This is a genomic window from Plantactinospora sp. CNZ321, from assembly GCF_004217235.1.
This window is the reverse complement of sequence record NZ_SHKQ01000001.1, coordinates 889,212-910,313: the sequence shown is the minus strand read 5'-3', so window position 1 is coordinate 910,313 and position 21,102 is coordinate 889,212. Positions and strand designations below refer to the sequence as shown.

The window sequence follows — 21,102 nt, the reverse complement described above, 5'->3', positions numbered from 1 at the left end:
AGAGTCGGGGCGTCGCGAGGCTACGACACCGCCCCACCTGCCGCCACCGGATTTCCGCCGGCCGGCCGGCGGGGCCGGTCACCGGACTCCGCCGGCCGGTCCCGCCGGTTGAACGTGCCCGCGGCGCTGCTGAAACCGGGCAACCGAGGCGGTCCCTGGGGTCCGTGGTAGCGCCTAGACTCCGTGCTGTGCAGCAGATCGTGCCGTTCGTGGTGCTGGCCGGTGCGCTCGCCGCGGTCCTGGGCGGGTTCGCCTGGCTTGCCTCCCGGGCCCGACGGAGCGGCGTCGGCCGTGCGCTCCTGGGTCCGCTCGACGAGGTCTACCACCCGGCCGCGCACCGGTCGCGGATCGAGATCCAGGTGCAGGCCGAGCGTCAGGCGCCGGCACCGGCGCCGGGTGACGGGTTGCGCCGGGCCGGAGCCGCGCGGCCAGGTCCGGCCGGGGACTGGTGATTGGAGCGGACGCGCGGGCCGGCTGAGGTCACGCCCGCGCCGCTCAGGAAAGTGCGGAGGAGTCCGGGGCGAACCAGCTCCCGGCGGTCTCCGTGGCGAGCGCGTGCGCGATCGTGGTCCGGGCGTGCTCGTCCAGCGGCGGCAGCCGATCGGGCGCGAACCAGGCGACCGCGACCGACTCGTCGTCGTTGACCCGGGCGACGCCGTCGAGCAGCCGGCAACGAAAGCCGATGTTGAGGAACTGGCACCGGTCGCCGTTCGGATAGGTGTGCGGGCGGGCCACCACGCTCGTCACCCGCTCCGGCAGCACCCGTACGCCGGTCTCCTCGAAGACCTCCCGGACCAGTGCCTCGGCGGGCTGCTCGTCGGGTTCGACGATGCCGCTGACGACCGACCAGCGCCGGTCGTCGGAGCGCTGGCCGAGCAGCAGCTCCCCGGCGTCGTTGCAGACCACGGCGCTCACGCTGGGCAGCCAGAGCAGGTCGTGCCCGACGAGTTTGCGGATCCGTGCGACGTACTCCGGGACGGCCATGCCGAGGACCATAACCGCCGGCCGGCCACGGGACCCTGACGCGCCCGGTGCCGGTCTCAGCCGCCCGGTCCGGCGGCCGGGCTGGGCTCGTCGGCCGGATGGCCGGGCTCGTCGAATGGGCGGCCAGGGTTGTCGACCGGCTGGCTGGGCTTGTCGACCGGCTCCGTGCCGGGTGTCGGCGCGGGCTGGCCGGCCGGCTGGCTCGGTACCGCCGTCGGCGTCATCCCGGGCAGCATGCTGTCCGGGCAGGGCACCTCGACCCGGGAGAAGTCGGCCCGCTCCTGGTCGACGACCTGACGGAAACAGACCCGTACCTCGGTCCGCTTCCGCCCGGCCATCGCGGGCCGGGACATCGTCACGTGCACCCGGAACACCAGCCGTACGCCGGGGGAGCGACGCCGGTCGGTGCCGTTGACGCTGAGTACCTCGACCCGTCCGCTCCGGGTCGCGGTCTGCCCGAGTTCGGCGGCGCTGTCGCCGACGCCGTGCACGAGTGCCTCACCGATCAGCGCGGCCTGGCGTACCGCTTCCTGTCGGGCCCGTTCCTCGATCGACGGCTCTGTCGCGATACGGATAATGGTGTGCGCGGCGCTGCCGACGAGCAGCACCAGAATGGCCAGCGCGACCATTGACAGGACCCGGCCGAGCCGTCCTGTCGCACCCAAGCGTCGCATGCTGCCCACACCGCGAATTGTGCTCCATCCTGCGCCGCGAAGTGCCAGGTCAGCCTGATGAGGCGGGAGATGGAGCCGGTCGGCGGGGAAATTTTTTCCGGCGCCCGCGCGGCACGTCGCCATCGCCTTCGGGGGCCGCTGACGGCGGTGAATCCCTTGCCGCAGAATGCCTTTCCCCCGTACGGCGGCACTTTGCCGTTTCTCCGGTGACGGTTATCCGATCGGGTCTACTGTGGAAGTCGCTCTGTCATTTTGCGCGAAACGGTAGCGCTTGGGCGGTTTGCCGTGCACAGTTACCCCATGAGCGACAGCGGGAGTGATGTGCGGTACTTCTGGTGCATCCGTCATCACCGGGTCGAGACCGGTGACGACGTCTGCCCGGCGAGGTACGTGCTCGGTCCGTACGCCTCGACAGCCGACGCGGAGCAGGCGCTGCAGCAGGTGCAGCAGCGCAACGAAGCGTGGGACGCCGAGGATGCCCGCTGGGCCGGGGAGGAGCGCTAGACCGGCGCGGCGACAGCCCGCGTCGAGAAACTCCGTGGTGCTCCGCGAGGAGACCCCCGAGAGCATGTCCCGCAAGGAGGAACACAGATGGCCGAAGCAACCAGGGCCACCCGCTCGGTAGCGAGAAGTGCTGCCGGCAAGAAGACCGCGGCGCGCAGCCGGACCGTGGGGGCCAGCCGGGCCACCCCGGCCCGCAAGGCCGCCAGTTCGTCGGTGGCCAAGCAGGCACCCGCGAAGAAGGCCCCGGCCAAGCGTGCGACGGCGGCGAAGAAGGCGCCGGCGAAGAAGGCAGCGGCAAAGCGGGCGCCGGCGAAGAAGGCCACCGCGAAGACCACCGCGCGGGCGGCGACGGGCCGCGCCGGCACGGCGAAGCGCACCACCGCGGCGGCGAAGAAGACCGCCGGCACCGCGAAGCGCACCACCGCGGCGGCGGCGAAGAAGACCGCCACCGCGGCGAAACGGGCCACGGCCGGCAAGAAGACCACCGCTGCGGCGCGGAAGAGCACCGCGGGGGCGAAGCGGACCACCGCGGCGGCGAAGAAGGCCCCCGCCAAGCGGACGACCGCGACCAAGGCGCCGGCGAAGCGGGCGACCGCGAAGAAGGCCCCGGCCAAGCGGGCGACCGCGACCAAGGCACCGGCCAAGCGGGCGACGGCCAAGAAGGCACCGGCAAAGCGGGCGACCGCGGCGACGAAGCGGACCGGCACGACGGCGAGCAAGGTCACCGGCCGTAAGGCGCCCGGCCGGCAGGCCGCGGCCCGGAAGGCTCCGGCGAAGGCGCCGGCGCGGAAGGCCACCAGGGCGACCGCGCGGAAGATGACGGGTTGAGTTCCCACCGGAACGCCCGGCGGGCGTTCCGGTGCGGTGACAATCCCCGGGTACCTCACGCCGCCCGGCCCGGCACCGCCGACGGGCCGGGCGGTCTGCGAGGATTCCGGCATGGCATATGACGCGAGCGTGCTGCCGGACGTCACCGGACTCACCGTCGGCATCATCGGCGGCACGGGCGACCAGGGACGGGGACTGGCCTACCGGCTGGCCCGGGCGGGGCAGCCGGTGCTCGTCGGCTCCCGCTCGGCGGGCCGGGCGGAGCAGATGGCGGCCGAACTCCGTACCCTGCCCGGAATGCCGGCCGACGCGTCGATCGCCGGCGGCGACAACGCCGAGGTGGCGGGCCGCTCGGACGTGGTCATCATCGCGGTGCCCTGGGAGGGACACCGGGACACCGTCGCCGGGCTGCGCGAGGCGCTGGCCGGCAAGGTGGTCGTCGACTGCGTCAACCCGCTCGGCTTCGACCGGCAGGGGCCGTACCCGCTGCGGGTCGAGGAGGGTAGCGCCGTGCAGCAGGCGGCGGCGCTGCTGCCGGACTCCCGGGTCTGCGCCGCCTTCAACCACGTCAGCGCGCCACTGCTGGCCGACCCGGAGGTCGACCGGATCGAGCTCGACGTGCTGATCTGCACCGAGGAACGCGAGCTGGTGGGGCTGGTCGGCGCGCTGGCCGCGCGGATCCCCGGCATGCGCGGCGTCTACGCCGGGCGGCTGCGCAACGCGCACCAGATCGAGGCGTTCACCGCCAACCTGATCGCGATCAACCGGCGCTACAAGGCGCACGCCGGGATCCGGGTCACCGACGTCTGAGAGCGCGGCGGCGGGGCCGGCTCCGGCCCGCCGGGAGGACCACCACCACGGCGGCGGCCCTCCCGACCGGTCGGGATCGTCGGGGACCGGAAGGGTGGATCAGAAGGTGTGCTCGTCGGTGGGGAACTCGCCGTCCCGCACATCGGCGGCGAACCGCCGGGTCGCCTCGGTGAGCGTGCCGTGCAGGTCCGCGTAGCGCTTCACGAACCGGGGCAGCCGGCCGGACCGCAGCCCGGCCATGTCCTGCCAGACCAGCACCTGGGCGTCGGTGTCCGGGCCGGCCCCGATCCCGATGGTGGGAATCGCCAGCTCGTGCGTGACCCGCTTGGCCACCTCGCCCGGCACCATCTCCAGGACGACCGAGAAGGCTCCCGCCTCGGCGACCGCGAGGGCGTCCGCCAGCACGTCGTCGGCGGCCTCGCCCCGGCCCTGCACCCGGTAGCCGCCGATGGCGTGCTCCCGTTGCGGGGTGAACCCGATGTGCGCCATCACCGGCACGCCGGCCCCGGTGATCGCCCGGATCTGCTCCGCCACCTGCCGGCCGCCCTCCAGCTTGACCGCGTGGCAGCCGCCCTCCTTCATGAACCGTACGGCGGTGCGCAGCGCCTGGGCCGGCCCCTCCTCGTACGAACCGAACGGGAGGTCGCCGACGACCAGCGGGTAGCTGGTGGCGCCCACCACCGCGCGCACCAGCGGAAGCAAATCGTCGACGGTGACCGGCAGGGTCGTGGGGTAGCCGAAGACGTTGTTCGCCGCCGAGTCGCCGACCAGCAGTACCGGAATCCCGGCCTGGTCGAAGATCGCGGCGGTGTACTGGTCGTACGAGGTGAGCATCGGCCACCGCTCGCCGCGCTCCTTGGCGGCTACCAGGTCGCGGGCGCGTACCCGCCGGGTCGCCGGACCGCCGTACAGCGTCGCCACCTCGGCCGGGGCGGACGCCATCTGGTGTTCGGACATCGCTGTCTCCTCTCGCCTCGAGGCCGCGTTCGCGGTCCCCGGGTCACTGCCGATCGTCCCACCGCCGTGGGCGGCGACGGCAGGGAAGAGTGCAGGTTCTCACACCGGGAGACTGGTTCCGGGCCGGTCAGGGGCGCTCACGCCACCGGTTGGTGATCGGCAGCCGGCGATCCCGCCCGAACGCCTTCATGGAGATCTTCGGGCCGGGTGCGGACTGCCGCCGCTTGTATTCGGCGATGTCCACCATCCGGAGCACCTTGTCCACCACCTCCGGGTCGTGCCCGGCCGCGACCAGGTCGTCCCGGCCCTGGTCTCCGTCGACGTAGCCGACCAGGATCGCGTCCAGGATCGAGTAGTCCGGCAGGGTGTCGGTGTCGAGCTGGCCGGGGCTCAGCTCGGCGCTCGGCGGCTTCCGGATCGAGTTCTCCGGGATCGGCGGCGTCTCGCCGCGCCGGACCGCCTCCGCGTTGCGCCAGTTCGCCAGCTTCCAGACCAGGCTCTTCCAGACGTCCTTGAGCGGATTGAAGCCGCCGACCGAGTCGCCGTAGAGGGTGGAGTAGCCGACCGCGAGTTCGCTCTTGTTGCCGGTGGTGAGCACGAGGTGGCCCTCCTGGTTCGACAGCGCCATCAGCAGCACCCCGCGTACCCGGGCCTGGAGGTTCTCCACCGACATCCCGTGCAGCGACAGGTTGGCCAGGAAGCCGTCGACCATCGGCTGGATCGGCTCGACCCGGTAGTCCAGCCCGGTCCGCTGGGCCAGTTCGGCGGCGTCGTCCCGGGAGTGTTCCGACGAGTGCTGGCTCGGCATCGAGACCCCGACCACCCGCTCCGGGCCGAGCGCGTCCACCGCGATCGTGGCGACCAGCGCCGAGTCGATGCCGCCGGAGAGGCCGAGCACCACCGAGCGGAAGCCGTTCTTGTCGGTGTAGTCGCGCAGCCCCAGCACCAGGGCCTGCCACACCTCGCCCTCGTCGACAACCGGCTGGGTGACGCCGCCGGTGACCCGGGGCCCGGTCGGGGCGGGCAGTCCGTCGCTGACCCGGACCCGGACGACGGCCATCTCGTCCCGGGCCGCGGCTCTGTCCTCCCGGGCGCCGGCCGTGTCCTCCGGGACGCCGGTCACGTCCTCCCGGGCGCCGGCCGTGTCCTCCGTGGCGGCGGCCACGTCCTCCCGGGCGCCGGCCGGCACCGACTGTGCCGGCTCGGCGCCGGACGGGTCGATTCGGCCGGCGGGCAGGTCGAGGTCGTGCAGCAGCAGGTGCTCGACGAACTGCGGGGCGCGGGCCAGCAGGGTGCCGTCGGACGCGACGATCATCGAGTCGCCGTCGAAGACCAACTCGTCCTGGCCGCCGACCAGGTTGACGTACGCGACCGTCGCCTCGGCCTCGGCGGCTCGGCGGCGGACCAGCGGCAGGCGTACGTCGTCCTTGTTCAGCTCGTACGGCGAACCGTTGATGGTGACGACCAGCCCGACCCCGGCGCGGCGGGCGACCGTGAACGGGCCGCCGGCCTGCCACAGGTCCTCGCAGATGGTCAGCGCGACGTCGACCCCGCCGATCCGGACCACCGTCAGGGTGTCGCCCGGCACGAAGTAGCGGTCCTCGTCGAAGACCCCGTAGTTCGGCAGGTGGTGCTTGAAGTAGCGGGCGACGGTCCGCCCGTCGTGCAGGACGGCGAGGGCGTTGCGCGGCCCCCGGGCCGGGGTGGCCTCGGCGTTGGCGCTGGCCGGGCCGTCGGAGTCGAGGTAGCCGACCAGCACCGGCAGCCCGCCGAGCCCGTCGGCGGCGAGGTCGGCGGCGAGCCGGTCGAGGGTGGACCGGGAGGCGGCGACGAAGGAGTCCCGGAAGACCAGGTCCTCGACCGGGTACCCGGTGAGCGCCATCTCCGGGAAGACCACGAGGTGCGCGCCGGCTCCGGCAGCCTCCCGGGACCGCGCGCGGATCAGGGCCGAGTTGCCGGCGACGTCGCCGACGGTGGGGTTGACCTGGGCCAGGGCGATGCGCAAGGTCGGCATGCCCCCATCTTGCCGCAGCCGGTCCGGTTCGGCTCGGGCGCGCAGGGAGCCGTCCGGTCGGCTCGGGCGCGCGGGGCGCCGTCCGGTCGGTCCGCCGCGCCGGGAACCGCCCGGTGGACGCCGGAGCCGGTCCGGGGGTTATGTTTGGGGCGAACGCCCGGTAAGTACGCAGGCCGTGCCAGCCCACGCATCGGTTCCGATCTAGTTCCCGTAACGTCGGCGTAACGGAACCGGTGAAGACTGGACCGTCAGGCCGTGCGCCGGCTGGGCCGGTCCGAACATAGTGTGCGAGGGGTAGCGGTGGACCGTCAGCAGGAGTTCGTGCTCCGCACGCTGGAAGAGCGTGACATTCGTTTCGTCCGGTTGTGGTTCACCGACGTGCTCGGCACGCTGAAGAGCGTCTCGGTGGCCCCCGCCGAGCTGGAGGCGGCCTTCGACGAGGGGATCGGCTTCGACGGCTCCGCCATCGAGGGCTTCGCCCGGGTCTTCGAGTCGGACATGGTGGCGATGCCCGACCCGACCACCTTCCAGGTCTTCCCCTTCGAGGGCGGGGTCAGTGGCGAGAGCGCCCGGATGTTCTGCGACATCCTGCTCCCCGACGGCAGCCCGTCCTGGGCGGACCCGCGGCACGTGCTGCGCCGGGCGCTGTCCCGGGCCGCCGAGAAGGGCTTCACCTTCTACACCCACCCCGAGATCGAGTTCTTCCTGCTGGAGAACGGCCCCAACGACGGCTCGCTGCCGATCCCGGTCGACGACGGCGGCTACTTCGAGCACACCACCCACGCGGTGGCCCGGGACTTCCGCCGGCAGGCGGTACTGGCGTTGGAGCGGATCGGCATCTCGGTGGAGTACAGCCACCACGAGGTCGCGCCCGGCCAGCAGGAGATCGACCTGCGCTACGCCGACGCGCTCACCACGGCCGACAACATCATGACCTTCCGGCACATGGTCAAGGAGGTCGCGCTCTCCACCGGGGTACGGGCCAGCTTCATGCCGAAGCCCTTCACCGACCAGCCCGGCAGCGGGATGCACACCCACCTGTCGCTGTTCGAGGGGGAGCGGAACGCGTTCCACGACGCCAGCGACCCGATGAAGCTCTCCAAGGTCGGCCGCGCCTTCATCGCCGGGCTGCTGGTGCACGCCCGCGAATACACCGCGGTCACCAACCAGTGGGTCAACTCCTACAAGCGGCTCTTCCCGCAGGCGCTGCCGGACCGGATCACCGAGTCCCCGGCGTACGTCTGCTGGGGGCACCTGAACCGCTCCGCGCTGGTTCGGGTGCCCGCGTACGGCAAGCCGAACTCGGCCCGGGTGGAGATCCGCTCGCCGGACTCGGCCACCAACCCCTACCTCGCCTTCGCGGTGTTGCTCGGCGCCGGGCTCAAGGGCATCGAGGAGGGCTACGAGCTGCCGCCGGGGGCCGAGGACGACGTCTGGGCGCTCTCCAACGCCGAGCGCAAGGCGGTGGGTTACGAGTCGCTGCCGGAGAACCTCGCCGAGGCGATCGACGTGATGGCCGGCTCGGAGCTGGTCGCCGAGGTGCTCGGCGAGCACGTCTTCGACTTCTTCCTGCGCAACAAGCGCGCCGAGTGGGAGCAGTACCGCCGCGAGGTCACCCCGTACGAGCGGCAGCGCTACCTGGGTCTGCTCTAGCCGGGCGCTGCTCCGGGGTATCGGTCAGCCGCGCTTGTCGGGCCGCGTTATCGTCCCTGACGACGCGGCCCCCTCGTACGGCCGCCCACACCCGATCGGAGACAGACGGTGGTCGAGGACCTGCTCGTGGGAGCCTGGCAGAGCATCGTGTTCGGCGTGGTCGGCATCGCCTTGATGGCCGCGGGTTTCGGGCTTGTCGACCTGCTCACCCCGGGCCGGCTGCGCGAGCTGATCTGGGCACGCCGCAACGGCAACGCGGCGCTGTTGCTGCTCGCCAACCAACTCGGCATCGCCGCCATCGTCTTCACCGCGATCCTGACCAGCTACAGCGACTTCACCAAAGGGCTCGCCTCGACCGTCCTGTTCGGACTGATCGGCCTCGGGGTCATGGCGCTCGGCTTCCTGGTGCTCGACTGGCTCACGCCCGGCAAGCTCGGCGAGGTGATCTGCGCCGACGAGCCGCACCCCGCCGCCCGGGTCAGCGCCGCCACCCACTTCGGCGCCGCGCTCATCGTCTGCGCCAGCATCGCCTGACTCACCCCGCTGCTCGACCCGGTCCTTCCATCCCCGGCTGGTGGCGTCGAGGACCCACCCGGGAGTTCCGGGCTCAGCGTACGGCGGGGGAGACCGTCAGGGTGCCGGCGTCCGCATCCAGCGTCGCCGGTACGCCGACCGGCACGGTGAGCTGCCCGACCCCGTGCCCGATCGGCAGCCCGCCGAGCACCGGCACGCCCAGGTCGCCGAGGCGTTCGGCCAGCACCTCGGCCACCCCGACCGCCCAGCCGTCCGCGCAGTCGGTGAACTGGCCGACCGCCACCCCGGCCACCCCGGCCAGCGCCCCGGTGCGGCGCAGGTGGGTGAGCATCCGGTCGATCTTGTACGGCGGCTCCCCGACATCCTCGACCAGCAGGACCGCCCCGGTCAGGTCCGGCATGTCGGGGGTGCCGAGGGAGTGTGTGAGCAGGCAGAGGTTGCCGCCGAGCAGCCGGCCGGTGGCCCTACCGGGAACCAGCACGCTCGCGGTCTCCTCGGTCGGCAGCCGGTGCACCACCACCGGCTCGGGGCACATCAGCGCGGCGCGCAGCGACTCGGCCGAGACCGGTGGGGTGCGCTCGTCCAGCCAGGCCGCTCCCGGGCCGTGCACGGTGGCCAGCCGGGCGCCGCGCCAGAGCGCGAGTTGCAGCGCGGTGATGTCGGAGAACCCGGCCACCACCTTCGGGTCGCGGCGCACCGCCGACATGTCGATCGCGTCGACCACCCGCTGCGCGCCGTAGCCGCCCCGGGTGCAGAGCACGCCGCGTACCGCCGGGTCGGCGAAGGCCGCGTTCAGGTCGGCGGCGCGCAGCGCGTCGTCCCCGGCGAGGTAGCCGCGCCGGGCGTACGCGTTCGGGGCGAGGACCGGACGAAGGCCCCAACCGGTGAGCAGTTCCACGCCGCGGGCGACCCGGTCCGCCCGGGTCGGCCCGGACGGCGACACCAGCAGCACCGTGTCACCGGGCCGCAGCGCCGGTGGTCGCACCGCCTGATCGTCGGCCACCTCGCCTCCTCGCTCCGCTCGGCCCCGAGCCTATCGGTGGCGGTCGGGCGCACCGGATAGCCTCGACACCGTGGCAACCGAGACCGGAACCGAGAGCGACACCGGCAGCACGGGCGGCACCGCCACCGCGCTGGTGATCGAGAACGACCCGACGGACGACGTCCGCCGGCTGGGGGAGTGGCTCACCGAGGCCGGACTCGACCTGGCGGTGCTCCGGCCGCACGCCGGGGACCCGCTGCCCGACGACCTGACCGGGTACGCCGCTCTCGTGGTCCTCGGCGGCTACCAGCATCCGTACCCGGCACCCGACGGCACCCCCGGGGCGCCCTGGTTCCCCGCCCTGGAGGGGCTGCTCCGCAAGGCGGTCCGGCACCGGGTGCCGACCCTGGCGATCTGCCTCGGCGCCCAACTGCTGGCCACCGCGCACGCCGGTACGGTGCAGCGGAGCGCGGCCGGGCCGGAGGTCGGGCCCAGCGTGGTCGGCAAGCGCGACGCGGCCGAGCACGATCCGCTCTTCCGGTACGTGCCGATGATCCCGGACGTGTTCCAGTGGCACGTCGACGAGATCACCGAGCTGCCGCAGGGCGCGACCCTGCTGGCCGCCTCGACCCGCTATCCGCACCAGGCGTTCCGGCTCGGTGACCGGGCCTGGGGCCTCCAGTTCCACATCGAGTGCGACGCCGCGATGATCGCCGACTGGGCGACCGACTCGGCGACGCTGGCCGAGCTGGGCTACGACCCGGAGCTGGTGGTGGCCGCCTGTGCCGAGGTGCTGGCCGACGTGGAAGAGGTGTGGCAGCCGTTCGCGGCCCGGTTCGCGGCCCTGGCCCAGGGCCGGCTCGACGACGTCCCGCCCCGGCCCACCCTGCCGCTGCTCGGGCACTAGGAGCCGCCGCCGATGACGGACCCGGGAGACCGCCCCCGATCGACACGACGGACTCCGGTGTGGTCGTCGACGACCGACACGGGAGGCGGCCGCCGATGAGCAGACCGATCAGCGCGACCGGCCGGCTCGCCCGGTACGGCTTCGGGGTGGGCGACCGGGAACGGGTTGGCGGCGACGGGGTGGGCCGCGCTGCCGACCTGCTCGGGCCGGACGGGCTCGGGCTGTGGGACGTCGACACCCAGGAGCCGGTGGACGAGCCGGCCGGCGAGCTGCTCACCGCGCTTTCCCGGGCCGCCGACCCGGACCTGGCCCTGCGCCAACTCCACCGGATCGTCGAGGCGGAACGCCGCATCGCGCCCCCGGCGAGGCGTGCCGGCGCGGCTGGCGGCAGGGGCGCCGACAGCGCGCTTGGCGACACCGGCGACGACACGGGCGACGGAGGGGGGAGCCTGCTCGCCGCCCTGCACACCGATTCGGGGCTGCGTCGCCGGCTGCTCGCCGTGCTGGGCGCCTCGTCCGCGCTCGGCGACCACCTGGTGGCCCACCCGGAGCAGTGGCGGGCACTGCGTACCGGGGTCGACGGACTGCCACCGGACGCCGACGGACTGCTGCATCGGGATCGCGCCGATCCCGGCGGCGGACCGGACCCGCTGCCGGTGGTGGCGGCGCTGCGCCGGGCGTACCGGCTGGCCCTGCTGCGGATCGCGGCGGCCGACCTGACCGGCGGGCGCGGCCTGGAGCAGACCATGGCGGCGCTGTCGGCGCTCGCCGACGCCACCCTGGCCGACGCGTACGGTATCGCGGTCGGCGAGCTGCCGGCGGGTAAGGCGCCCCGGCTGGCGGTGGTGGCGATGGGCAAGTGCGGCGGCAACGAGCTGAACTACGTCTCCGACGTCGACGTGATCTTCGTGGCCGCCACCGACGAGGACCTGCCGGCCGCCACCCGGGTGGCGACCCGGATCATCGAGATCTGCGGGCTGGTGGCCTGGCCGGTGGACGCCGCGCTGCGGCCGGAGGGCAACCGGGGGCCGCTGGTGCGTACCCTCGCCAGCCACCTCGCCTACTACCGCCGCTGGGCCCGGACCTGGGAGTTCCAGGCGCTGCTCAAGGCCCGCCCGGCGGCCGGCGACGTCGCGCTGGCCCAGGAGTGGATCGACGCGCTCGCCCCGCTGGTCTGGCAGGCCGCCGAACGGCCGGAGGCGGTCGAGGACGTCCGGGCGATGCGCCGCAAGATCATCGACAACATACCGCCCCGCGAGCTGGAGCGGGAGATCAAGCGTGGGCCGGGCGGGCTGCGGGACATCGAGTTCGCGGTGCAGCTCCTGCAACTGGTGCACGGCCGGGGCGACGAGTCGCTGCGCGCCCCCGGCACCATCCCGGCACTGCGGGCCCTGGTTGCCGGCGGCTACGTGGGGCGGGCCGACGGCGAGGCGCTGCTGCGCGGGTACCGCTTTCTGCGCGGGGTCGAGCACCGGCTCCAGTTGCAGGCGCTGCGGCGTACCCACACCGTGCCGGCGGACCGGCCGGCACTGCGCTGGCTCGCGCACGCGCTCGGCTACACGGCGCTGCCCGGCCGGGACGCCGTCGAGGCGTTCCGGGCCGACTGGGTCGGCCACGCCACCGAGGTACGCCGGCTGCACGCCAAACTGCTCTACCGCCCGCTGCTGGAGGCGGTCGCCCGGGTCCCCGCCGACGGGCTGCGACTCACCCCGGAGGCGGCTCGGAACAGGTTGGAGATCCTCGGCTTCGCCGACCCGACCCGGGCGCTGCGGCACCTGGAGGCGCTGACCGGCGGGGTGACCCGGACGGCCGCGATCCAGCGCACCCTGCTGCCGGTGCTGCTCCAGGAGTTCGCCGACGCGCCCGAGCCGGACCGGGGACTGCTCAACTACCGCCAGGTCTCCGACAAGCTCGGCGGCACCCCGTGGTACCTGCGGCTGCTCCGTGACGGGGGGCCGGTGGCCCGCCGGCTGGCCCGTACCCTGGCGGTCTCCCGCTACGTCGCCGACCTGCTGGCCCGGGACCCGGAGGCGCTGCGGCTGCTCGCCGACGACACCGAGCTGACCCCCCGGGACACCGAGGTGTTGCGGGACGGGTTCGTGGCCGCAGCCGACCGCTACCTCGTCGGCCGGGGATCGCAGCCGGCCGACCCGACCGAGGCGATCCGGTCGGTCCGGGCGCTGCGTGGCAGGGAACTGATCCGGATCGCCTGCGCCGACGTGCTCTACCGGGCGGGGTCGTTGGCCCCGGCCGGTCGGACCGGGATGGCCGTGACCGTCGCCCCGGAACCGGCCCCGGCCGGCGTCGTCGGCGACTCCGATGTGCTCACCGTCGGCGCGGCGCTCTCCGCCGTCACCGACGCCACCCTGCGGGCGGCGCTGCGGGTGGCCCGGGCGACCCGGCCGGCAATGCCCGGACTGCGGTTCGCGGTGATCGGGATGGGTCGGCTCGGCGGGTACGAGATGAACTACCTCTCCGACGCCGACGTGCTCTTCGTCTACGACGCCCCGCCCGGGGTGGCCGAGGACGCGGCCAGCGCGGCGGCCCGGGCGATCGCCGAGGAACTGCGCCGGCTGCTCGCCATGCCGGCCGCCGACCCGCCGCTCGGGGTCGACGCCGACCTGCGCCCCGAGGGCCGGCAGGGGCCGCTGGTCCGCAGCCTCGGCGCGTACGCGCAGTACTATGCCCGCTGGTCCGAGGTCTGGGAGGCACAGGCACTCCTGCGGGCCCGGCACGTCTGCGGCGACGCCGACCTCGGGCGCGAGTTCGAGGCGGTCGCCGATCCGGTGCGCTATCCGGAACGAGGACTGGCCCGGGAGCAGGTGGTGGAGATCCGCCGGATCAAGGCCCGGGTGGAGACCGAACGGCTGCCCCGGGGCGCCGACCCGGCCACGCACACCAAACTGGGCCGGGGCGGGCTGGCCGACGTGGAGTGGGCGGTGCAGCTCACCCAGCTCCGGCACGCCGGTCGACTGCCCGAGCTGCGCTGCACGCGTACCCTCGACGCGCTGGCCGCCGCCCGGGAGGCCGGGGTGATCGACGGCGCCGACGCGGCCGCGATGGCCGCCGGGTGGAGCATGGCGGCCCAGGTGCGCAACGCGCTGATGCTGGTACGCGGCCGGGCCGGCGACCAGCTGCCCCGGCACGGTGTGGAGCTGGCCGGCGTGGTACGCCTGCTCGGCGGCGGCGACCCGGGCGAGTTCCTGGACCACTACCTGCGGACGGCGCGACGATCCCGGGCGGCGGCGGAGCGTGTGCTGAATGCCTGACCGGCGCCGGGTCATCCGGGTGCTGTCCGGCGCGGTCGGCCTGGCCGGCGTGCTGACGGTCGCCTTCCTGCTCGCCCCACCGCTCGGCACCGACCTCTCCGCCCAGGTCGCCCGGGCCAACTTCTTCGGCCGGCACGGAATTGCCCCGCTGGACCTCGGGTGGTACGCCGGAATCTCGCCGTACGGCTACAGCATCGTCACCCCGCCGCTGATGCACTGGCTCGGTGCCGACACCCTCGGCCCCCGGCTGGCCGGTGCGCTCGCCCTGCTGGTCTCGGCGGCGGCACTGGCGCTGCTGATGCTGCGCACCGGCGCCCGCCGGCCGGTGCTCGGCGGAATGGTCGGCGCCGCCTGCATCGCCGGCAACCTCGTCTCCGGCCGGATCACCTACGCGATCGGGGTGGCATTCGGACTCCTCGCCCTGCTCGCGCTGACCAGCACCGTCCGGCCGGCGCTGCGCCGGGGCCTGGCCGGGACGGCGGCCGCGCTGGCCGGGGCGGCGAGCCCGGTGGCGGGCCTCTTCGTGATGCTCGCCGGCGCGGGTAAGGAAGGGCCCCCGCTTATCGCTTTCGGTAGTAGAAGGGCCCCCTCCTTACACCTCAGCCTCGACGGGCCGGTGCTGGTGGCGGCCGCCGGGGTGCCGACGGTGGCGCTGGGGCTGGTGTTCGGCGCGGGTGGCTGGATGAACATCAGCCTGGCGGACACGGTGACGGCGGCGGTGGCGAGTGTGCTGGTGGCGCTGCTGGTGCCGCGCCGGGAGGTCCGGGCCGGGGCGGTGCTGGCCACGCTGGGAGTGCTGGCCGCGTTCGCCATCCGGACCCCCGTGGGGCTGAACGCCACCCGGCTGGCCGCGATGTTCGCGCTGCCGGTGCTGGTGGGCTATGGGACGCTGCCGGCCGGACTGGTCCGGAGGTGGCCCCGGCGGGCGGCCGGAGCGGTGCTGGTCGCGATCATGGCGTTGGTCGCCGTGGTGGAGCCGCCGGTCTCGGTGGCGGACCTGCGCGCGGCCGGGGACCCGACGGCGTCCCGGAGCTACTTCGCACCGCTGCTGGCCGAGCTGGCCCGCCGGCCACCCGGCCGGGTCGAGGTGATTCCGACGGCGAACTACTGGGAGGCGGCGTACGTCCCGGAGGCCGCGCCGCTGGCCCGGGGCTGGCTGCGCCAGGCTGACCAGGCACACAACCGGCTCTTCCTGGACGGCAGCGTCGACGCGGAGTCGTACGGGCACTGGCTGCGGCACAACGGTGTCCGGTACGTCGCGCTGGCCGGGGCGGAGCCGTCTTGGGTCGGCCGCCGGGAGGCGGAACTGGTCCGGGGCGGGCTGCCGTACCTGACCCCGGTCTGGCGGCACCCGGACTGGACCCTGTACGCGGTCGCCGGCTCGCCGTCCATCGTGGAGGCGATCGGGTCACGGCCGGTCACCCCGGGTGGGGGCGACCCACCGGACGGTGCCGAGGGACCGGTGCCCGGGACCCCGGGCGTGGAGCTGGTGCGGGCGACGTCGGCGGAGTTGACGGTCGACGTGCCGGCGGCAGGGGAGACCCTGCTCCGGCTGCGCTGGTCGAGGTGGCTGCGGGTGGAGGGCCCAGACGCCTGCCTGGCCCCGTACGGCGACTGGACGGTGCTCCGGGTGGCACGGGCCGGCAGGTACTCGATCAGCGGTGCCCTGACCGGCGCGGGGCCGCGCTGTCCGGGCTGATCGACCCCCCGCCCGCCCCGCGGCGGAGCGGCACGTGGGCCGCTGGCGGCCAGGCCACGCGGCCCGCGTCGTTGCGCGGGGTCGGCAGTGGGTGGCGGTACCATCCTTCTGTCCATTTGCTCCCCGTCTTGAGTGAAAGGCACTTTTAGTGAGTCTCATTCAGGAGCCGGGGAAGCGCTGACCCGTGGCCAAATCTCCCGCCTCGCAACCTCCCGCCTCGCGGCTGACCCGACGCGAGATCGCCTCCGGGGTGGTCCTCGGGCACCTACCCGGGCAGTCCATGCAGCGAGCCGGCCCGGCACGGTGGTCACTCGGCTGGGCCCCGCCGGAGACCGCTGCGGACCCGGGGCGCGCGGTGACCCCGCTCGGCGCCCTCGAACGGGCGGTACTGCCCGCGCTGCGCCGACCGCCGTGCCTGGTCGGCTTCTCCGGCGGGCCGGACTCGTCGCTCGTGCTCGCGGTCGCGCTGCGGGTGGCCCGGCGGGAGGGGCTGCCGCACCCGGTGCCGGTCACCTGGCGGTTCTCCGGGGTGTCCCCGGCCGGCGAGTCACGCTGGCAGGATCGGATCGTCCAGGCGCTGGGCATCGGGGACTGGCAACTCCTCCAGGCGGACGACGATCTGGACCTGGTCGGTCCGACGGCGGGGCGGCTGCTGCGCCGGCACGGTCTGCGGCACCCGGTGAACCTGCACCTGCACCTGCCCATCGTCGAGCTGGCGGCCGGTGGTGCCATGCTCACCGGCGCCGGTGGGGACCAGGTGTTCGGTGGCTGGCGTACCGCCGGGTCCGGTCAACCATGGGTACGGTTGCGCCGGGCCGCCGGCCAGCTTCGGACCGCGCTCCGGGGGCACAGGTCGAGCCGGGACATGTTTCCGTGGCTGCGCCCGGAGGTGTCGGCGGAGATCTACCGGGCCTTCCGGGCGGAACGGCGCGGGGAGCCCCGCCGGCTCGACCGCCGGATCGCCTGGCACGTTCGTCGGCGGGACCTCGGGCTGACCTGTGCCAGCCTGGCCGCGCTCGGCACCACCCACGGGGTGACGGTGGTGAATCCGCTGCTCGATCCCGACTTCCTGGGTACCCTCACCGGGCCGGCGGGCCGGCGCGGCTGCCCGCCCCGGGACCAGTTGGTCGCCGAGATCGCCGCCGGGATGCTGCCGGAGGTGGTCACCGCGCCCCGGCCGAGGGCGCGCTTCCTGGACGCCTTCCTCCGGGGGCCGACCCGCCGGTTCGTCCAGCGCTGGGACGGCAGCGGCGTCGACGAGGAACTCGTCGACGTGGCAGCGTTGCGGAGGCTCTGGTCCCGGTGGCCGATCCCCGGCGGTACGGCGGGACTGGTCCAGGAGGTGTGGCTCGCCGCCAGCTCCGGCGGGGCGGGCCGGTGAGCTGCGGCGGTGACCACCGCCGGGTGATTGGCTCTGTCCTCGTCGGTGGCGCCGGTGGCAGGGTGACCAGCGCCGGGCGATCCGCCCCTGTCACCGTGGTCGCGCCGGTGCCAGGGGACCGGACCGGTGGACGGCGTGCCGGCGGCCGGCGTGCCCGGAGCGGAGGAGAGCGGGATGGGCGACCCGTTGCACGATCGGGACGCGGCGGCGGAGGTGCTGCGCCAGGTGTACGCGGCCGCCGGTCCCTACCTGGACTCGCTCGCCGACCGTCCGGTGCACGAGCCGGCCACCGAGGCGCTGCTGACCGAACTCTCCACACTGTCCAATTCGGACCCGTCCACCGGTGCCGGTGAACAACCGACCGGGACGACGCCCGGCGACCTGCCGGAGCGGGGCATCGGAGCGGCGGCCGCCCTGGAGCGGCTGCTTCGGATCGGCGCCGCCGCCGCGACCCACTCCGCCGGACCGCGGTTCTTCCACTTCGTCATCGGCGGCGCCACCCCGGCCGCGCTCGCCGGTGACTGGACCGCCGCGCTGCTGGACCAGAACGCCGCCTTCCGGGCCTCCTCGCCACTCGCCGCCGAGCTGGAGGCGATCGCGCTGCGCTGGCTGCGGGAACTGTTCGGGCTGCCCGACCGGTACGGCGGGGCGCTGGTCGCCAGCGCCACCTTCGCGAACTTCACCTCGCTGGCCGTCGCCACGCACTGGTGGGCCGAGCGGCACGGCGTGGACGTCGCGGCGGACGGGCTCGCCACGCTGCCCCGGATGCCGGTGCTCTCCGGCGGCTACCTGCATGCCAGCGCACGCAAGGCGTTGCAGATGCTCGGACACGGCCGGGACACCGCCGAGGTGTACGCCCGGGACCGGGTGGGCCGAATCGACCTGCCGGCGATCGAGCGGCGCCTCGCCGAACTGGACGGGCCGGCGGTGCTGATCGCCAACGCCGGTGAGGTGAACGCGGGCGACTTCGACCCGGTCGACGCCCTCGCCGACCTCGCCGAGCGGTACGGCGCCTGGTTGCATGTGGACGGCGCGTTCGGTTTGTTCGCCGCGCTCTCGCCCCGGACCGCCGCTCTGGTGCGCGGGATCGAGCGGGCCGACTCGATCGCCTGTGACGGGCACAAGTGGCTCAACGTGCCGTACGAGAGCGGGTTCGCCTTTCTCCGCGGCCCGGCCCGGTTGCCGGTCGCGTTCGGGATGCCCGGCACGACGTACCTGCCGGGGCCGGGGAGCCCACTGTGGTCGGGGCAGCCGGGGCCGGTGGACTATGCGCTGCACGGGCCGGAGTCGTCCCGCCGGGCGCGGTCGATGCCGATCTGGGCGACCCTGGCCGCGTACGGCCGCCAGGGCCACCGGGCGATGGTGGAGCGGCAGCTCGACCTGGCCCAGCGCCTCGCCCGGGGAGTGGACGAGGCGCCCGAGCTGGAACGGTTGGCCGAGGTGCCGCTCTGCATCGTCTGCTTCCGGGCCGCTCCGGAGCACGTGCCGCCGGACGGACTCGACGACCTCAACCGGCGGCTCGGTGCGGCCCTGCTCGACGATGGCCGGGTCTTCGTCGGCACCACCGTCTACGACGGCCGGGTCGCGCTCCGCCCGGCGATCGTGAACTGGCGGACCACCGAGACCGACATCGACCTGCTGGTCGAGGTGGTACGTGAGCTGACCGCCCAGCTTGCTCCGGCACCCCGCGCCTAGTACGCCACGGTGAAGTGCCGCGTACCGAGCTGGGGGTTCTCGATCTCGTCCACAGCGGCGACGGCCAAGTCCTCTGCGGAGATGCGCGACTCTCCGTTGACGTCGATGAGGAGCTGGTTTCCTCCGCGTCGGTAGCTCCCGGTGCGGGTGCCGGGCCCGAGCAACGCCGGAGGGCTCAGGTAGGTCCAGTCCGCGTCGTGAGCCCCGCAGGCGTTGAACTGGTCGACGCTGGCCTGGGCGATGCTTCGCCACTGCTCGGGAACGAAGCGCTGGTCATCGATCACGAGCTGGTCCGGGCCGTCAGGGCACCGCAGCGGGCCTGCGCCGCCGATCACGATGACGCGGCGCCCGGCGTCAAGGGCTGCGTCCAGGACGACGGTCACTGGGGATGTGGCATCCTCTCGCGTCGCAGGAGCTGGTCTGGTGGCCAGCACGATGACGTCGTGCTCAGCCGCGATCCGACCCATGGCTTCCGGGTCGGTGGCGTCAGCGGTCGACAAGGTGATTCCGGGGGCGGTTCGTCCGGCACTGGCTTCTGAGCGTGAGTACCCGGAGACGATGTGTCCTCGACGCGCTGCTTCTGCGGCGATGCGGGAGCCTGCCATTCCTGTCGCGCCGATGATCGCAATCTTCATGATCCTGTCCTGGTCCGCGCGGCGAGCAACGCCGGCCGGTTGGTGTCCGGATCCGTGGTCTGGGTGATGTTCGGGGTGCGAGAGGGCGTCTTCTTGCGCGGAGTGACCTGCCCTGCCGCGATCGCCGCCAGGGCAAGCGCGAACCCGACCATCTGCACGACGCCGAGGGTCTGGCCCAGGAGGAGCGCTCCGAGCCCGGCGGCGACCAGTGGCGAGAGCAGTCCGAGCACGGCGACCGAAGCGGCCGGCAGCCGGGCGATGCCGCTGAACCACAGCGTGTAGGTGAGGAGCCCGCCGACAAGTCCGAGCCACGCGTAACCGGCCAGTGCGGTGACATCGATGGTCACGGGGACGCCCTCGACAAGCAGGGTGACGGGCAGGAGGAACAGTCCGCCCGCCGTCAGTTGCCATCCGGCCAGGCCCATCGCGGGCACCCCTGCGGCTCGCCCCCACTTCTTGGTGAGAGTGACGCCGAAGCCCATGGACACGGCGCTCAGCAGCCCGGCGAGCACACCGACCGCATCGAGTGTCGCGGTGGAACGCAGTACGACCAGGGCGACACCGATGATCCCGACGATTCCCCACCACAGGCGCCACGCAGAGAACGACTCGCGCAGGATGACGACGACGAGGATCGCGACGACAAGTGGTTGCGCGGCTCCGAGTGTGGCGGCAACGCCGCCGGGCAGGTGGTAGGCGGCGACGAAGAGCAGCGGGAAGAACGCGCCGATGTTGAGTACACCCAGCACGGCAGACTTCCACCACCACGCACCCGTGGGTCGTGCCCTGGTCAGCGCGATCGCGACCAGCCCCGCGGGCAATGCTCGTACCAGCGAGGCGAACAGCGGATGCCCGTCGGGCAACATTTCGGTCGTCACGATGTACGTCGTCCCCCACGTCGCCGGGGCGATCGCCGTGAGCAACGTGGTGCGGAGCTTGTCCATACAACCCCTCAGCCTTGAACTGTTTAACGTTGAGGAGACTACGGTGTTAAAGTGCTTGCCGTCAAACAGTTCAACGTTGAGAGGTGTATGGGGTGGAGGACAGCGTCGACCGAATCGTTGCCCAGTGGGCGCGGGTGCGCCCGGATGTCGATGTCAGCCCGATGGGGGTGTTCGGCCGGCTCTCTCGGCTCACACGTCTGTTCGAGCGCGAGCTACAGACAGTCTTCTCTCAGCACGGCCTGCAACCGGGAGAGTTCGACATCCTGGCGACCCTGCGGCGCGCCGACACCGAAGGGCGCGGTCTGACCGCGGGCCAGCTTGCCGACAGCACCATGGTCACATCCGGCGCGATCACCAACCGGCTCGACCGGCTCGTCGCCAAAGGACTCGTCACCCGTGAGCCCGACCCGCACAGCCGCCGCACAATCCGGGTCGCCCTCACCCAACGGGGGCGAGAGGTCATCGACGCGGCACTGGACGACCATGTCTCCAATGAGGAACGCCTGCTCGCAACGATGACGGCCAGCCAGCGGCGACAGCTCGAAGAACTGCTCCGCGGCCTCCTCGACCACCATGAGAGCCAGGCTTGACGTCCGGTGCGAGACGACGCTTCGCGGCACGACCACCCCTGG

19 protein-coding genes are annotated in these 21,102 nt (G+C 73.4%); 12 read left to right on the top strand and 7 right to left on the bottom strand.

Going from position 1 to position 21,102, the window contains the following annotated elements:
* Nucleotides 1-188: 188 nt before the first annotated feature.
* Nucleotides 189-452, top strand: coding sequence for a hypothetical protein (locus EV371_RS03940; RefSeq protein ID WP_349338622.1), 264 nt, complete (start codon nucleotides 189-191; stop codon nucleotides 450-452).
* Nucleotides 453-495: 43 nt separating this feature from the next.
* Here EV371_RS03940 and EV371_RS03935 read toward each other — a convergent pair whose 3' ends face one another.
* Entirely contained in the window at nucleotides 496-984 is a 489-nt protein-coding gene (locus EV371_RS03935; RefSeq protein WP_130460840.1) for an NUDIX hydrolase, read from the bottom strand.
* Between the two features lie 56 nt (nucleotides 985-1,040).
* A complete protein-coding gene (locus tag EV371_RS03930) occupies nucleotides 1,041-1,649 on the bottom strand; it encodes a hypothetical protein (RefSeq protein WP_130460839.1) in 609 nt (202 codons plus the stop codon).
* Between the two features lie 309 nt (nucleotides 1,650-1,958).
* Here EV371_RS03930 and EV371_RS03925 point away from each other — a divergent pair, with 309 nt between their 5' ends.
* The 3 genes from EV371_RS03925 to npdG all read left to right on the top strand — a co-directional run bounded on the left by EV371_RS03925 (nucleotide 1,959) and on the right by npdG (nucleotide 3,800).
* On the top strand, nucleotides 1,959-2,162 hold the full coding sequence (locus EV371_RS03925; protein ID WP_130460838.1) for a hypothetical protein: 204 nt from the start codon (nucleotides 1,959-1,961) through the stop codon (nucleotides 2,160-2,162).
* An 87-nt stretch (nucleotides 2,163-2,249) separates the two neighbouring features.
* A complete protein-coding gene (locus EV371_RS33260) occupies nucleotides 2,250-2,990 on the top strand; it encodes a histone (RefSeq protein ID WP_165436595.1) in 741 nt (246 codons plus the stop codon).
* Nucleotides 2,991-3,101: 111 nt separating this feature from the next.
* Nucleotides 3,102-3,800 carry an NADPH-dependent F420 reductase gene (npdG, locus tag EV371_RS03915; RefSeq protein ID WP_130460836.1) on the top strand — a complete coding sequence of 233 codons (699 nt, stop codon included), beginning with the start codon at nucleotides 3,102-3,104 and terminating at the stop codon, nucleotides 3,798-3,800.
* Between the two features lie 99 nt (nucleotides 3,801-3,899).
* Here npdG and panB read toward each other — a convergent pair whose 3' ends face one another.
* Nucleotides 3,900-4,757, bottom strand: a complete 858-nt coding sequence (gene panB, locus EV371_RS03910) for a 3-methyl-2-oxobutanoate hydroxymethyltransferase (RefSeq protein WP_486484470.1) — start codon at nucleotides 4,755-4,757, stop codon at nucleotides 3,900-3,902.
* 127 nt (nucleotides 4,758-4,884) lie between these two features.
* Complete coding sequence (locus tag EV371_RS03905) at nucleotides 4,885-6,771, bottom strand: NAD+ synthase (RefSeq protein WP_130460835.1); 1,887 nt, start codon at nucleotides 6,769-6,771, stop codon at nucleotides 4,885-4,887.
* Nucleotides 6,772-7,071: 300 nt separating this feature from the next.
* Between EV371_RS03905 and glnA the strand changes: the two genes are divergently transcribed.
* Entirely contained in the window at nucleotides 7,072-8,424 is a 1,353-nt protein-coding gene (glnA, locus tag EV371_RS03900; protein ID WP_130460834.1) for a type I glutamate--ammonia ligase, read from the top strand.
* 108 nt (nucleotides 8,425-8,532) lie between these two features.
* Nucleotides 8,533-8,958 (top strand): DUF350 domain-containing protein, encoded by a 426-nt coding sequence (locus EV371_RS03895; protein WP_130460833.1) that lies wholly within the window; start codon nucleotides 8,533-8,535, stop codon nucleotides 8,956-8,958.
* A gap of 73 nt (nucleotides 8,959-9,031) precedes the next feature.
* Here EV371_RS03895 and EV371_RS03890 read toward each other — a convergent pair whose 3' ends face one another.
* Nucleotides 9,032-9,961: an LD-carboxypeptidase gene (locus EV371_RS03890; RefSeq protein ID WP_130460832.1), complete on the bottom strand. Its 930-nt coding sequence runs from the start codon at nucleotides 9,959-9,961 to the stop codon at nucleotides 9,032-9,034.
* A gap of 70 nt (nucleotides 9,962-10,031) precedes the next feature.
* Between EV371_RS03890 and EV371_RS03885 the strand changes: the two genes are divergently transcribed.
* From EV371_RS03885 to EV371_RS03865, 5 genes are all read left to right on the top strand, one after another.
* Nucleotides 10,032-10,847 carry a glutamine amidotransferase-related protein gene (locus tag EV371_RS03885; protein WP_130460831.1) on the top strand — a complete coding sequence of 272 codons (816 nt, stop codon included), beginning with the start codon at nucleotides 10,032-10,034 and terminating at the stop codon, nucleotides 10,845-10,847.
* A 95-nt stretch (nucleotides 10,848-10,942) separates the two neighbouring features.
* The gene (locus EV371_RS03880; RefSeq protein ID WP_130460830.1) at nucleotides 10,943-14,116 is read left to right on the top strand and encodes a bifunctional [glutamine synthetase] adenylyltransferase/[glutamine synthetase]-adenylyl-L-tyrosine phosphorylase; all 3,174 of its coding nucleotides are present in this window, start codon (nucleotides 10,943-10,945) and stop codon (nucleotides 14,114-14,116) included.
* Nucleotides 14,109-15,815, top strand: a complete 1,707-nt coding sequence (locus tag EV371_RS03875) for a hypothetical protein (RefSeq protein ID WP_130460829.1) — start codon at nucleotides 14,109-14,111, stop codon at nucleotides 15,813-15,815. Before EV371_RS03880 ends, EV371_RS03875 begins: the two co-directional genes overlap by 8 nt.
* Nucleotides 15,816-15,999: 184 nt before the next feature.
* Nucleotides 16,000-17,196, top strand: coding sequence for an asparagine synthase-related protein (locus EV371_RS03870; protein WP_130460828.1), 1,197 nt, complete (start codon nucleotides 16,000-16,002; stop codon nucleotides 17,194-17,196).
* A gap of 126 nt (nucleotides 17,197-17,322) precedes the next feature.
* Nucleotides 17,323-18,891 (top strand): pyridoxal-dependent decarboxylase, encoded by a 1,569-nt coding sequence (locus tag EV371_RS03865; protein ID WP_207230400.1) that lies wholly within the window; start codon nucleotides 17,323-17,325, stop codon nucleotides 18,889-18,891.
* On the opposite strand, the gene EV371_RS03860 is transcribed toward EV371_RS03865, so the two are convergent.
* Together EV371_RS03860 and EV371_RS03855 are read right to left on the bottom strand one after the other, a co-directional pair.
* Nucleotides 18,888-19,526, bottom strand: a complete 639-nt coding sequence (locus EV371_RS03860) for an NAD(P)H-binding protein (protein ID WP_130460827.1) — start codon at nucleotides 19,524-19,526, stop codon at nucleotides 18,888-18,890. The genes EV371_RS03865 and EV371_RS03860 overlap by 4 nt on opposite strands.
* On the bottom strand, nucleotides 19,523-20,470 hold the full coding sequence (locus tag EV371_RS03855) for an EamA family transporter (RefSeq protein WP_130460826.1): 948 nt from the start codon (nucleotides 20,468-20,470) through the stop codon (nucleotides 19,523-19,525). The genes EV371_RS03860 and EV371_RS03855 overlap by 4 nt, the downstream gene beginning before the upstream one ends.
* 92 nt (nucleotides 20,471-20,562) lie before the next feature.
* On the opposite strand from EV371_RS03855, the gene EV371_RS03850 reads away from it, so the two are divergent.
* Nucleotides 20,563-21,060 carry a MarR family winged helix-turn-helix transcriptional regulator gene (locus tag EV371_RS03850; protein WP_349338616.1) on the top strand — a complete coding sequence of 166 codons (498 nt, stop codon included), beginning with the start codon at nucleotides 20,563-20,565 and terminating at the stop codon, nucleotides 21,058-21,060.
* Nucleotides 21,061-21,102: the final 42 nt, after the last annotated feature.